Raw genomic sequence first — 13737 nt, 5'->3', positions numbered from 1 at the left:
CTGCGTCAAGTGCCGCGGGAAGTGGATCACCGAATGCGGAGGCGCTGAGAGCAAACTGTGCCGCGTACCCGGGTGGAGCGACGACCTGCTCGGCGCAGGTTCCCAGCTTCGACGGCGCACCCCTCGACGTGGATGTCACGCGGCCCATGCCCGGCACCGGCGACACCCATCCGTTGATCGTGCTGCTGCACGGCTTCGGCAACGACAAGCACGAATGGGAGTCCACCTCCGACGTCGCCGACGGGGCGGACAAGTACCACTGGAACAACCACTGGTTTGCCAGACACGGCTACTACGTGCTCACCTACACCGCCCGCGGCTTCCGCGACAACGGCCCGAGGGCCAGCTACCAGCCGTCAACGCCGGCCGGGGCCGCGCCGACGTGCCTGCCGCCCGGCGGGTCGGCCTGTCCGCCCACCGGCACCATCCGGGTGAAGAACAAGGACGTCGAGATCCGCGACACCCAGTGGCTGGCCGCCCTGACCGCTCTTGCCTACCCAGACATCAACCGGAACCAGGTCGCGGTCAGCGGCGGCTCCTACGGCGGCGGAGAGAGCTGGCTGCAGGCCGCCGCACAGGCCGGCAGCGAGTACTGGAGCGACCTGCCCGGCCTGCCACGCTTGCGTCTGCAGGTTGCCGTGCCCAAGTATCCGTGGACCGATCTGGCCTACGCGCTGATGCCCAACGGCCACCCCGGCGGACCTTCCCTAGCGCCGGTCGGCGAGCCGTACCAGGGCAACGACCTGTATTCGTCCTCGCAGGGGGCACCCGACACCCTCGGCATCGGCAACCCGATCGGCGTCGCCAAGACCAGCTACGTCGGTGGGCTCTACAGTCTCGGCACCACCAACGGCGTCTTCGACGAGGGTTCCCCGAGCCCACAGAGCAACGGACCCGAACCGTTCACCGCGTGGCTCGCCAGGGTCGACGCAGGGGAGCCCTACACCGCGCCGGGCCCCGTGGACGACCCGATGATGGGCCAGCTCAGAACGGCATTCAGCGGCTGGCACTCCGCGTACTACCAGCCCGGCTGGCGCATCGGCCGCGACGCAGGCCGCATGCCGGCGATCTTCTCCGTCTCCGGCTGGACCGATGACCTCTTTCCACCGGTGGAGTCGTTCCGCATGTTCACCTACCTCAAGAGCCTCGACCGCGACTGGCCGGTCGCCGTCGCGGTGGGCGACGTGGGCCACTCCCGGGCGCAGAACCCGCCGGGCGCGTGGCAGGCGATCAACGAACAGGCGTGGAGGTTCCTGCAGGCGAACATTGCCGGCAGTCGGCCCGCGCGTACCTCGGTGACCAGCTACCCCACCCGCTGCGCGGGTGCTACGACCGCCGCGGACGCGATCACCGCGCCCAACCCGGTCGGCCTCGCCAACGGCAAGCTCACGGTCGACTACAAAGGCTCTGTCTCCCTGGCGCCCATCTCAGGCGCCACCGACCCGGACGCAGCCGTAACCGACGCCGTCGCCGGCGGCAACATCACCCCCACCGGTGCGGGCTGCCGTACGTCCACCCGACTGATCGCCTCGCCAGCCGATGGCTACACCGCAGTCTCACCACCGCTGCCGACGGAACAAACCCTCGTCGGGATCGGCCACGTTCAGGCCCGGTACGCCGCCACGCCGGGCGCCACGGCAGTGCTGGCCGCACGAGTGTGGGACGTGCCGCCCGACGGCGCCGCAGTGCTGGTCAGCCGAGGCGTATACCGGTTCGACTTCACCGGCTACGACGCACGCAGCGGCATGGTCCAGGTGCCGTTGTACGGCAACCACTGGACGTTCCCCACCGGTCACCGAATCCGACTGGACCTGGCACAGGTCGACCAGCCGACCTACCGGCCACCGAACACGGCGGTCGCCGCGACGCTCGACCTGTCAGCCACCCGCCTCGAGTTGCCGGTCCGGCAGGTCTCCAACACCTCCCTTCGGTGAGCGAGGCCGGCCGCCCAAGATCAACAGGGCGGCGTCAGCCTTCGGCGGCAGGGGCCGGAACCATCCTCCGGGGGCCGGGGAGGGGTCGTCGAGCGCCGAGCACCACGTCGGCGCTCGCGGAGGCCGGCGCCGACGTGGTGCTCGGCGAGGTGTCCTGCCCCTGCCGCGGGATGCTCGGATCACGCATCCGTCATATATGAGCTGATACAAGGAGCGTTGTTAGCCTGCGAGCGTGACTGACGACGCTGCGGCATCTGATCCGGGTCATCCGGTGCCGGGGCATGTCGGGGCGGGACACCCTCGTCTGCCTCACCCGCCAACTCCCGGTCGTGACCACCGTCGCCGACCTGATCGTCGCCGCCGCCGCAGCCTGCGGATCGCCGTTGCCTGTGCCGACCCCGACGCGACCGCGCACGCCTTTCGCAAGCCCATCGGCGGGAGTTCTTCGATGTGTGTTTCCTCCGTGACGCGCTGGCACGCGAGGTCACCGATCAGGTCAAGGGCAAGGAGTCGCAAGATGGAACCGTGCTACGTAAAGGCTCTTCTTTTGTGTGCAAGTACGGGACGTCTTCTGAAGTACTGTCTCCCGATCTCGAAATCTGTGCCGGTCGGACTTAGTTGCAAGCCGAACGATCTGGGCGGCGGTGAGGGTGGATTACCTCCGCTGTGCGAATCGTGCCGCCGGTTGGCTCTAGATCCCGAGCGATTGCAGGACAAGGTGGCGGAAAGCGCCTCGAAGGGTTGGGCAGATCATCAGCGTGTGGGAGCGGTGGTTATCAGTTGCTGACGGACCATGCGTAGCAGCCCAAGCACCGGCTGGCTGCACAAGCCGGTGTCAAAGCGCACCGTCAGCTGCCCAGCGCCTGCCGCTGACCACACCATCCGCGGCTTGACACCACAGATCTGATGGCGGTTGTCACCTGCGCGGGGCCTACGGACCGTTGATCGAGCGGGCTCGGCGTTGCGATACCGTCAAGACGCCCACACCGGCGTCGAGCAGTCCGCGTCTGCCGGCTGGCGATGGTCCGTAGGGCGCCCGACGAATCCAGGGAGACACCGATGCCGGAGCCCGAGCCCGTTCAAGGCGCCCACCTCGAGGATGCGGACACGCCAACCATGGCCGAGACCGAGACCGAGACCGAGACCGAGACCGAGACCGAGACCGACGGTCCTGCCGTTTACGCAAATCGGGCTGCCCGACGCGCGAAGGGCAAGGTTGCCTCGCCTCAACCGTATGGAAAGGGTCAGCGCTTCGGCGGCCGAGGCTCGGTCCAGAGCCCGCGCCAGTGGGGCAACCGTCGCAGCGGCTGATCCGTTGGTGGAGCCTTCGCCGGCACATGGCTCCCGTTGCCCATGGCGCGTGAGCCGCGTCAGCCTCTGTTTGCGGCCTGCGCACCGGGCCACATGGAGGCAAGCGGCGAGGGCGCAGTGGCTGACCGGGCGGTACGGCGCCGCCGGGCCGGCTCCCGCGCAAACCGCTTGTGCGCCGCGCGAGGGAATGAGAGAGCTGTAACGCTGGCATCCGGCGTAGCGCTTGATCGTAAGGTCAGCTAGCTGTCCGCACCTGCGCTTTCCGAGGAGGCCAGCCACCGTGGCCGAGAGATCGACCGCTCGTTCCGCCGATGGAGCTGCCCAAGATCACGACAACCCGGCGAGTCTCATAGACAGCTGGATCGGTCGACGGTCGCGGCTGGAAGCAAGCGAATCCGACTCGTCGTACGTGCAGCAGGGAGCAGCCGCCCCGCAGTGGCGCGAGGACGTGTCGGACCAGTATCAGGAGTCGCGCCAGCCCGAGAACACCGGCGAGCACCAGGGGCGACCCGCAAGGCAGCGGGCATACCCGCAGTACGGGGATGAGTACGAGCAGTGCGCCGGAGCCCGCTCCCAACATGAGCATCCCCAGCGGCGGTCCGGCCCACTCGCCTACCAGTACGCCGAGCACGACCAGGCCTATCGGGGGGAATGCCGGGCCCAGGAACCGTACGGACCGACCGATGCCAGCTCGGTCCACGAGGACGCGTACGCCGCGCAGCAGGAGAGGTATGCCCACGAGACGGGCAACGCCCACGAGGATTACTACCCGCACGCTGATTCCGCCTGCCGCAGTGAGTACCGCCGTGAGGAGTCCGACGCGCTAGGCCTCGAGGCGGGCGAGGGCGGGCGGCCCCGAAGGACGTACAACCGGGAGCTTGGTGCCGGCTTACGGCCAGCCAGCCGGCGGCGGCGCTGGCTGATCCCGGTCGGCGCGCTCGCGGTGGGGGCGCTGCTCGCCGCTCTGGCGCTCACGTGGGAGTCGGGTCGAACGCCCGAAAGCGGGCTGCCGGTGTCGGCGGCCACCACCGCGCCGGATCCGTTTGAGGAGCCGGTCACCCCGGGGGAGATACCGTCGATGTCGCCAAGTTCCGCGGCACCGGGCGGCTCCTCCGCACCGCCCAGCGCCACACCGTCGGCTAGGCCTTCCGTCACGCCCAGCGCCACACCGTCTGTCACGCCTTCCGCCACGCCAACCCCTACCGCGGCCACGCCGACGCAGACCCGGAGCCCGAACCCGGTCCTGCTCGGCCCATCGAGCAGCCGCGGGGTGGCGAACATGGCCCAGCGGTACTGCGATCGGTACACCGGGGGCTCAGCGGATCCCCGCAACGACGGCCGTTGGCAGTGTACGAGGCTTCTCTCCGCGTCCATCGTCGACATGGACGTCGCCTGCCGCGACACGTTCGAATCCGGCGCCTACGCACAGACATCGAATTCCGGCGACCCCTACGCCTGGCGGTGCTACCGCTGATCCCCCGCTGAGGTAACGCGGCGAGCCGGTCGACACCAGCGGTGCTCCGTCGTCTGGCTGACCGAGCCCCCCTTCGCACCGAGTGGGGGGCTGCCGGTGACGATGCACGTGCGGCCGTGGCTGACAACCCGGCAGTGACGTGACTGGCGCCCCGGCTGGTAGTGATCACGTGATGGTGCCCAGGCCACCGACGACTGGTCCCCGCTCCACGGCCTACGGCCGGTCCCCGCCGGAACCGGCTGCATCCAGCAGCAGCCAACCCCACCCGCTCGCGCTGGTTGGCTCCGGCATGCCTGACCCGGTCGCCAGGGTGGGAGCGACTGGTGGTTTTCCTGCTCCCTGGTCTGGGTAGGGTTTGCGCAGCTCGCACCCCCTCTGCGTGATTGGACCACTGGGAGAACAGGTATGACGACGGCCGAGCTGCCCACGCCTGTCACGGATAAGGTCTGAGACAATCAACAGGCCCGCACACGCGGCCTGAACTGCTCAACCCCGCGAGTCAACCAAACCCGGGGCAGTCCCGAGATTGTTGACGGGTTGTGGGAGCGGATCGCGCCGCTGATCCCGGCCCGTAGCCGCCGGTTCCGCTACCCCGGGCGGTTGGCTCGTGACGACCGGGCGGCCCTCGCGGGGATCTTGTTCGTGTTGCGGACCGGGATCCCGTGGCAGCAGCTGCCGACCTCGGCGTTCGGGGTGTCCGGGTCGACGTGCTGGCGGCGGCTTGCCCGCTGGCATGAGCAGGGCGTGTGGCAGCGTCTGCATGAGGTGCTCCTGGCCGAACTGCGTGCCGCCGGGGCCTTGGACCTGGCCTACGCAGTGGTCGACGCCTCCCACGTGCGTGCGCTCAAAGGGGGGACCATGTCGGGCCGAGCCCCGTCGATCGCGGCCGGCCCGGCAGCAAGCACCACCTGATCACCGACACCGCCGGCACGCCCCTGGCGGTGACTCTGACGGTGGGAACCGCAACGACGTCACCCAGCTCATTCCCCTGATCGACGCCATCCCGCCCATCCGCGGCCGCCACGGCCGACCGCTCCGACGGCCCCGCAAGATCTACGCCGACCGCGGCTACGACCACGACAAGTACCGTCGCCTCGTCCGCGCCCGTGGGATCACCCCGGTCATCGCCCGCCGCGGCACCGACCACGGCTCCGGACTCGACCAACGGCGCTGGGTCGTTGAACGCAGCTTCGCCTGGCTACACGCCTTTCAAACGACTCCGCACCCGCTACGAACGTCGCGCCGACATCCACCAAGCCCTGCTCAGCCTGGCCTGCGCGGCCATCTGCCCCGGAGACTCCACAACTCAAACTGAAACGATCTCTTAGCGGTCCTAACAAAGTCGCACGACGTGTCGGTACGTGATGATGCAGGTGGCGAGGGTGAGGAAGGCTTCGTGGATGTCGTCGCGGCGTTCCCATCGGATGCGTAGCCGTTTCATGCCGTGGTACCAGGCGATTGTGCGCTCGACGACCCATCTGATGGTGCTCAGTCCGGAGCCGTGGGGTTGGCCGCGGCGGGCGATGCGTGGGCGGGTGCCCTTGACTCGCACGGCTTTGCGGTACTTGTCGTGGTCGTAGGCGCGGTCGGCGTACAGGTCGTCAGGGCGCTGGCGTGGCCGGCCGCGGCGTCCGCGCACCGGTGGGACCTTGTCGATCAGCGGAGTAGTTGGGTGACGTCGTGGCGGTTGCCGCCGGTCAACGCCACGGCGAGGGGGATGCCGGCGCCCTCGGTCATGAGGTGGTGCTTCGAGCCTGGGCGGTTGCGATCGACCGGGCTCGGCCCGCTTTTGGGCCACGTCTGGGCCGCCCGGACGTGCGAGGAGTCGATGACCGCCCGCGACCAGTCCAACTTCCCGGCAGCCTGCAGTTCGGCCAGCAGCAGCTCGTGCAGTCGCTGCCACACTCCAGCGCGGTTCCATTCCTCCAGGCGCCGCCAGCAGGTCATTCCCGATCCGAACCCCAGTTCTTTGGGGCAGGAACTCCCACTGGATGCCGGTGTGCAGCGCGAACAGGATCCCGCACAGGACCTTGCGGTCCGGGATCCGCCGACGCCCCGGAACCGCGGGTTGCGCTCGGGCTTGGGCAGCAACGGCTCGATGCGCTGCCACAGCCCGTCCGGCACGATCCACGGCGGCTGCTCACCACGCCTCACGGCCGAACACTGTAGATCACCCCTCACAAGGGATGAAAGCCCCTAGGTCATTTTGTTAGGACCTCTTAATCTTGACCACACGCGGCCTTTGTGGAGTACCTGGCGAAGCCACGCCTTGAAGCTCGTCGTTGCGCTTGGGTAGGGCTTCGCAGGTGGCGACCGTACCGCCGGTGTCGTGTGGGTCAAGCAGGAGGTGTAGCAGGACCTCGGCGACCGTGGGGCGGTCTGGGCCTGAGTGCCCGGTCGGCCACCACATCATGCCGAAGGTCCTGAGCAGCTGCCCGAAGGATCTGCGGTCTCGTTTTCGACCGGCTTGCCGCCGCCGATCGGCATGTCGATTGACGAGAAACCGTCAGGCGGTTGCCTCTGGCGCGTCCTTCCAAACGGCATTGAATCTCCTCAGGGGTCCTGCGTCTGGATGGTCCCGGCCGCTGACCACCTCGTGCTGTCGTTGACCGCCCGCGGGTTGACGACCAGGGAGATCGCGGCGCACTTCGACGACGTCTACGGGGCGAAGGTCAGCAAGTCTCTGGCCACGCCGCCGTGATGGCGTCGGGCAGACCCTTGAGGCCGTTTGGGGCTTGGCGGCAGCGACGATCCTGCCTGGGTCGATGACGAGGATGGTGTGGGCGATGGCGACGGCGGCCTTTTTGCTGCTGGTTTTGCCGAAGCGTCGGTGCAGGCGGCGGTAGCGGGCGCCGAGTCGGGTGCTGGTGCGGGAGGTGGCATAGGCGGCTTCGACTTGGAGGTCGAGTACCGAGACGTGTCCGGCGCGCGTCTCGACACCGATACTGCCTACGTCGGGAGTGTGCCGGCTGGCGACACGGTGCGCGGTGAGGAGTCAACGTTCCTGAACGCCTCGCCCGGTTCTGGCACCATCACCTGCAAGATCGTCAAGGTGTCCTGACGCCAAATACAACGAAGCGGCCCGCCCGCCGAGCCGGCGGTGTCGACACGACCTGACGCTCGTCGGCGGCGCGGGGCGGCCGGTGCGGGCGGGCCCGCAGTATGAAGAACCCCTTCAGCTCCTGACCGCGCACTTCCGGCCGGCGACGCCCTCGTTGGATGCGACCGCCGGCCGGGGCCTTGAGCCGTCTGAGGCGGGGACGAGGCGGCGTCGCCGGCTTGCTTGCGCCAACTGCCGCCGGCGTCGACGGCGACGGGCGGCCGGGGCGATTGCCGTCGGGTCGTGGTCGAAGGGCCGAACCGGCGGTGCGGGGACCAAAAACTTTTGGTGGTTTCCTACAAATGACGGGTGGGTGGTTCGGTGATAGCGCCATGGCGCTCTCGGCCGGCAGGCGGAAGGGTAACCACTGCCGGGAGGCGTCGTCTCTCGCGGCGCGCACGCCATGGGTCTACCAAAAGGGGTCAATCGGGTGTTCAACCGTGTCGCCATCGTCAACCGTGGTGAGGCTGCCATGCGGCTCATCCACGCTGTCCGAGAGTTGGCTGCGGAGACCGGCGTCCCGATCGAGACCGTCGCCCTGTACACCGACGTCGACCGCACCGCGACCTTCGTGCGTGCGGCGGACATCGCCTACGATCTCGGTCCGGCGTCCGCCCGCCCGTACCTCAATCTGGTGGCGCTGGAGCGCGCGCTGACGGAGACCGGGGCCGACGCCGCGTGGGTCGGCTGGGGTTTCGTCGCCGAGGATCCGGCGTTCGCGGAGCTGTGCGAGAAGATCGGGGTCACCTTCGTCGGGCCGAGCGCGGAGGCCATGCGCCAGCTCGGCGACAAGATCGGCGCGAAGCTGATCGCCGAGGAGGTCGGTGTGCCGGTCGCGCCGTGGAGCCGCGGTGCCGTCGAGACTGTGGATGCCGCCCGGGCGGCAGCGGCCGAGATCGGCTACCCACTGATGCTGAAGGCGACTGCGGGCGGTGGCGGGCGCGGCATCCGCGTGATCAGGAACGAGGACGAGCTCGCGGACGCGTACGAGCGCACCAGTCAGGAGGCGGCGCGGGCGTTCGGCAGCGGCGTCGTGTTCCTGGAGCGACTGGTTACCGGGGCCCGGCACGTCGAGGTCCAGGTGATCGCCGACGGGCAGGGCACCGCGTGGGCGCTCGGTGTCCGTGACTGCTCGGTGCAGCGACGCAACCAGAAGGTCATCGAGGAGTCGGCGTCGCCGGTGCTCAGCCCGGCGCAGGCAGCCGAGCTCAAGGCGTCGGCCGAACGGCTGGCCGTGGCGGTCGGTTACCGGGGCGCGGCGACCGTCGAGTTCCTGTACCACCCCGGCGACGGGGTGTTCGCGTTCCTCGAGGTCAACACCCGCCTGCAGGTCGAGCACCCGATCACCGAGTTGACCACCGGGTTCGATCTCGTCAAGGCGCAGCTGCACGTCGCCTCCGGTGGGCGACTCGACGGCGAGCCGCCGGCGGAGCGCGGGCACGCCATCGAGGCCCGGCTGAACGCCGAGGACCCCGACCGCGACTTCGCGCCGTCGCCGGGTCGTATCGCGCGGCTGGACCTGCCCACCGGCCCGGGGATCCGGGTGGACACCGGCGTCAGCGAGGGTGACACCATCCCGGCCAACTTCGACTCGATGATCGCCAAGATCATCGCGTACGGCCGCGACCGCCACGAGGCGCTCGGCAAGCTGCGCCGGGCGATGGCGAACACAACGGTGATCATCGAGGGTGGGGCGACGAACAAGAGCTTCGTCCTCGACCTGCTCGACCAGCCCGAGGTGATCGACGCCAGCGCGGACACCGGCTGGATCGACCGCGTCCGAGGCGAGGGCAGGCTCCGCGCGCACCGGCACTCCGCAGTCGCGCTGGCCGCTGCCGCCATCGAGGCGTACGAGGAGGAGGAGCGCGTCGAGCGGCAGCGGCTGCTGTCGACGGCGTCCGGCGGGCGCCCGCAGGTGCAGCACCGCAGCGGCCGGCCGCTCGACCTCAAACTGCGCGGCGTCACCTACCGCATGCGCGTGGCGCGGGTCGGCGCGCACCGGTTCCGCGTCGGCATCGAAGCGGGCTCCGCCGTACGCACCGCCGACGTCGAGCTCGACCGCTTCGACCGGCACACCGGCCACATCGTCGTCAACGGCTCCCGGTACCGCCTGCTCACCGGCACCCACGGGCCCACCCACCTGGTCGAGGTGGACGGCGTGACGCACCGGGTCAGCCGCGACGAGGGCGGCGTCGTCCGTTCCCCCATGCCCGCGCTGGTCGTCGCCACGCCACTGGAGGCCGGCGACGAGGTCGAGGCGGGCGCGCCGGTGCTGGTGCTCGAAGCCATGAAGATGGAGACGGTGCTGCGGGCGCCGTTCCGGGCGCGGCTGAAGGATTGCGCCGTCTCCGTGGGCAGCCAGGTGGAGGCCGGTGCGCCGCTGCTGCGGCTGGAGCCACTCACCGACGGGGCCGCCGAGACCGCGAGCGGCCCGGCCGCCGTTCCCGTCGAGCTGGACCTGCCCGCCGCGTCCGAGGACGTGCCGGCGTACCGGCGCAGCAGGCGCGGCCAGGAGGACCTGCGCGGCCTATTGCTCGGCTTCGACGTCGACCCGCACGACGACCGTCGAGTGCTCGACGATTACCTCACCGCGCGGCGGGCGGCCACCGAGGACGGTCACCGGCCCCTGGCCCAGGAGCTCGACCTGGTCACCGTGTTCGCCGACCTCACCGAGCTCAGCCGCAACCGGCCGACGGGCGAGGACGGCGACGGCCACGTCTACAGCCCCCGCGAATACTTCCACACATACCTGCAGAGCCTCGACATCGAACGGGCCGGCCTGCCCGCTTCGTTCCAGGCCAGGCTCGCCAAGGCGCTCGGGCACTACGGGGTCACCGACCTGGAGCGCTCTCCCGAGCTCGAAGCCGCCGTGTTCCGGATCTTCCTCGCCCAGCAACGAGCGTCCGCCGACGCCACGGTCGTCGCGACGCTGCTGCGCGCGTGGCTGCGGGAGCCACCGCCGGACGAGACGCTGCGCGAGCCCGCCGGCCTCGCGCTGGAGCGGCTGGTGGCCGCGACGCAGGTCCGCTTCCCGGTGGTCGCCGACCTCGCCCGCGGCGTGGTGTTCGCCTGGTTCGCCCAGCCGCTGCTGCGCCGCAACCGCGCCCGCGTTTACGCCCAGGTCCGGGGCCACCTTCGTCACCTGGACGCGCACCCGGACGTGCCGGACCGCGCCGAGCGCATCGCGGAGATGGTACGCAGCACCGAGCCGCTGGTCCGGCTGCTCGGCCAGCGGCTCGTGCGCGACCACCTCGACAACACGGTCATGCTGGAGGTGCTGACCCGGCGGTACTACGGCAACAAGGCGCTCACCAGCGTGCGTGCCCGCGAGGTCGCCGGCTGCCGGTTCGTGGTCGCCGAGCGCGCGGACTCCACCGTGGTCTCCACCGCGGTGAGCTTCGACGCGCTAAGCAGGGCGCTGCGCGGGCTCGCCGAGCTGGCCAGCGACGAGGACGCCGTCGACGCCGACATCTACCTCGGCTGGGAGGACCAGCCGGAGGACTTCGACGCGATGGCTGCCGCGCTGCTCGAGGTCATCACCGCGCACCCGCTGCCGCGGGTCCGCCGGCTCACCACCACCGTCGCGGGTCGCGGCGGCGCGGTGATGCACCACCACTTCACCTTCCGCCCGTCGGGTACGGGGATCACCGAGGACCGGCTGATCCGCGGCCTGCACCCGTACATCGCGCAGCGGATGCAGCTGGAGCGGTTGCACAAGTTCGACCTGACCCGGCTGTCGTCGTCGGACGAGGAGGTCTACCTCTTCCAGTGCGTGGCGCGGGAGAACCCGTCCGACGAGCGCCTCGTCGCGTTCGCCCAGGTGCGGGACCTGACCGAGCTGCGCGAACAGGACGGTCGGCTGGTCGCGCTGCCGACCACCGAGGACGCCATCGCCGCCTGCCTCGACTCGATCCGCCGCGCCCAGTCGCGGCGACCGTCGAAGACGCGCTTCACCACCAACCGGATTGTGGTCTACGTCTGGCCGCCGAGTGAACTCACCCGCGAGGAGATGGAGATGATCGCCGGGCGCGTGCGCCCGACGACCGCGGGCGCCGGGCTGGAGGAGATCCTGTTCATCGCGCGGCAGCGCGACCGCCGGACCGGCGAGCTGACCAAGATCGCCGTACGGATCTCCTTCGACGCCGCGGGCGGCGCCGAGCTGACCGTCGGCGAACCGCCGATCGAGCCCGTCGAGCCGCTCGACGAGTACCGGCTGAAGGTGCTGCGCGCGAGCAGCCGCAACACGGTGTACCCGTACGAGCTGACCGGCCTGCTCGGGGACTTCGTCGAGCACGACCTCGACAACCACCACGCGCTGGTGCCGGTGGACCGGCCGAGGGGGCGCAACAGCGCCGCCATCGTCGCCGGGGTGGTCACCACGCCGACCGCGCGGCATCCGCAGGGTGTCGCCCGGGTCGTGCTGCTCGGCGACCCGACGAAGTCGCTGGGCGCCCTGTCGGAGCCGGAGTGCCGGCGCGTGATCGCCGCGCTGAACCTGGCGGAGCGGATGCGGTTGCCGTTGGAGTGGTGGGCGCTGTCCGCCGGGGCCCGGATCTCCATGACCTCGGGCACCGAGAACATGGACTGGGTGGCCGCGGCGCTCAAGCGGATCGTCGAGTTCACCCAGGCCGGCGGTGAGATCAACATCGTCGTCGCGGGCATCAACGTGGGCGCGCAGCCGTACTGGAACGCCGAGGCGACGATGCTCATGCACACCCGGGGCGTCCTCGTGATGACGCCGGACTCGGCGATGGTGCTCACCGGCAAGCAGTCGCTCGACTTCTCCGGTGGGGTGTCCGCCGAGGACAACTTCGGCATCGGCGGCTACGACCGGGTGATGGGACCGAACGGGCAGGCGCAGTACTGGGCGCCGAACCTGACCGCCGCGCGGGACGTGCTGATGTCGCACTACGACCACACGTACGTCGCGCCCGGCGAGAAGGCGCCGCGACGGGCGAGCACCACCGACCCCGTGGACCGCGACATCTCCACCTTCCCGCACGACGTGCCGGGCAGCGCCTTCGGCACCGTCGGCGAGATCTTCTCCGCAGAGGCCAACCCGGAACGCAAGAAGCCGTTCGACATCCGGACCGTGATGCGGGCGCTCTCCGACCAGGACCACCCGGTGCTGGAGCGCTGGGCGGGCATGGCCGACGCGGAGACCGCGGTGGTGCAGGACGTACACCTCGGCGGCATCCCCGTGTGCTTGCTCGGCATCGAGTCACGAGCAGTGCCACGGCGCGGCTTCCCGCCCACCGACGGCCCGGACACCTACACGGCGGGAACGCTGTTCCCACGGTCGTCGAAGAAGGCGGCGCGGGCGATCAACGCGGCCAGCGGCAACCGGCCGCTGGTGGTGCTGGCGAACCTGTCGGGCTTCGACGGCTCACCGGAGTCGATGCGCAAGCTGCAGTTGGAGTACGGTGCCGAGATCGGCCGGGCGATCGTAAACTTCCGCGGTCCCATCGTCTTCTGCGTGATCTCGCGGTACCACGGCGGCGCGTTCGTGGTGTTCTCGAAGGCGCTGAACCCGAACATGACCGTCCTCGCGCTGGAAGGCTCGTACGCCTCGGTCCTCGGCGGCGCCCCCGCCGCCGCAGTGGTGTTCTCCGCCGACGTCAACGCCCGCACGGCGGCCGATTCCCGGGTGCGGGACCTGGAGGCCCGCGCTGCGGCCGCGGCCGGCACCGCACGCGCCGCCCTGACCGCGGAACTCGACGAGCTGCGCTCCTCGGTGCGCGCGGAGAAGCTCGGCGAAGTTGCCACGGAGTTCGACCGCGTGCACAACATCCAGCGCGCCGTCGAGGTCGGCTCGGTGGACGCCGTCATCCGCGCCGCCGAGCTGCGTCCGCGCATCATCGACGCCATCGAGTCGCGCCTGCTTTGATCCCTGCCCGGCCGGGGACTTCCACCAGGGA

Annotated in this window: 7 protein-coding genes and 2 pseudogenes; 7 read left to right on the top strand and 2 right to left on the bottom strand. The window is 70.1% G+C overall.

Annotated features, from left to right (window positions below):
- Positions 1-146 precede the first annotated feature (146 nt).
- The 4 genes and pseudogenes from ACTMS9_RS28575 (at position 147) to ACTMS9_RS28560 (ending at position 6047) form a co-directional block, all read left to right on the top strand.
- On the top strand, positions 147-1934 hold the full coding sequence (locus ACTMS9_RS28575; RefSeq protein WP_441149426.1) for a CocE/NonD family hydrolase C-terminal non-catalytic domain-containing protein: 1788 nt from the start codon (positions 147-149) through the stop codon (positions 1932-1934).
- A gap of 1059 nt (positions 1935-2993) precedes the next feature.
- A complete protein-coding gene (locus ACTMS9_RS28570) occupies positions 2994-3245 on the top strand; it encodes a hypothetical protein (protein ID WP_441166454.1) in 252 nt (83 codons plus the stop codon).
- A gap of 280 nt (positions 3246-3525) precedes the next feature.
- Positions 3526-4719 (top strand): SPOR domain-containing protein, encoded by a 1194-nt coding sequence (locus ACTMS9_RS28565; protein WP_441149430.1) that lies wholly within the window; start codon positions 3526-3528, stop codon positions 4717-4719.
- Between the two features lie 477 nt (positions 4720-5196).
- Positions 5197-6047: pseudogene (locus tag ACTMS9_RS28560) on the top strand (IS5 family transposase).
- 5 nt (positions 6048-6052) lie between these two features.
- Here the strand turns inward: ACTMS9_RS28560 and ACTMS9_RS28555 are convergent.
- Together ACTMS9_RS28555 and ACTMS9_RS28550 are read right to left on the bottom strand one after the other, a co-directional pair.
- A complete protein-coding gene (locus tag ACTMS9_RS28555; protein WP_441166453.1) occupies positions 6053-6358 on the bottom strand; it encodes a transposase in 306 nt (101 codons plus the stop codon).
- A 17-nt stretch (positions 6359-6375) separates the two neighbouring features.
- The gene (locus ACTMS9_RS28550; RefSeq protein WP_441166452.1) at positions 6376-6873 is read right to left on the bottom strand and encodes a transposase; all 498 of its coding nucleotides are present in this window, start codon (positions 6871-6873) and stop codon (positions 6376-6378) included.
- A 433-nt stretch (positions 6874-7306) separates the two neighbouring features.
- On the opposite strand from ACTMS9_RS28550, the pseudogene ACTMS9_RS28545 reads away from it, so the two are divergent.
- The 3 genes and pseudogenes from ACTMS9_RS28545 to ACTMS9_RS28535 form a co-directional block, all read left to right on the top strand.
- Positions 7307-7399, top strand: a pseudogene (locus ACTMS9_RS28545) (transposase); the annotation flags it as partial.
- A 48-nt stretch (positions 7400-7447) separates the two neighbouring features.
- Positions 7448-7780 (top strand): hypothetical protein, encoded by a 333-nt coding sequence (locus ACTMS9_RS28540; RefSeq protein ID WP_441166451.1) that lies wholly within the window; start codon positions 7448-7450, stop codon positions 7778-7780.
- A gap of 469 nt (positions 7781-8249) precedes the next feature.
- A complete protein-coding gene (locus tag ACTMS9_RS28535; RefSeq protein ID WP_441166450.1) occupies positions 8250-13706 on the top strand; it encodes an ATP-binding protein in 5457 nt (1818 codons plus the stop codon).
- Positions 13707-13737: the final 31 nt, after the last annotated feature.

Origin of the sequence: Micromonospora sp. L31 (genome assembly GCF_052068075.1) — a bacterium.
Classification (GTDB): Bacteria; Actinomycetota; Actinomycetes; order Mycobacteriales; family Micromonosporaceae; genus Micromonospora; species Micromonospora purpureochromogenes.
This window is presented reverse-complemented; position numbering and strand designations above follow the sequence as displayed.

Bases quoted from the DNA above. Each gene is read 5' to 3' on its own strand.
- ACTMS9_RS28570 (WP_441166454.1), top strand. From the start codon at position 2,994: ATGCCGGAGCCCGAGCCCGTTCAAGGCGCCCACCTCGAGGATGCGGAC.
- ACTMS9_RS28575 (WP_441149426.1), top strand. From the start codon at position 147: ATGCCCGGCACCGGCGACACCCATCCGTTGATCGTGCTGCTGCACGGC.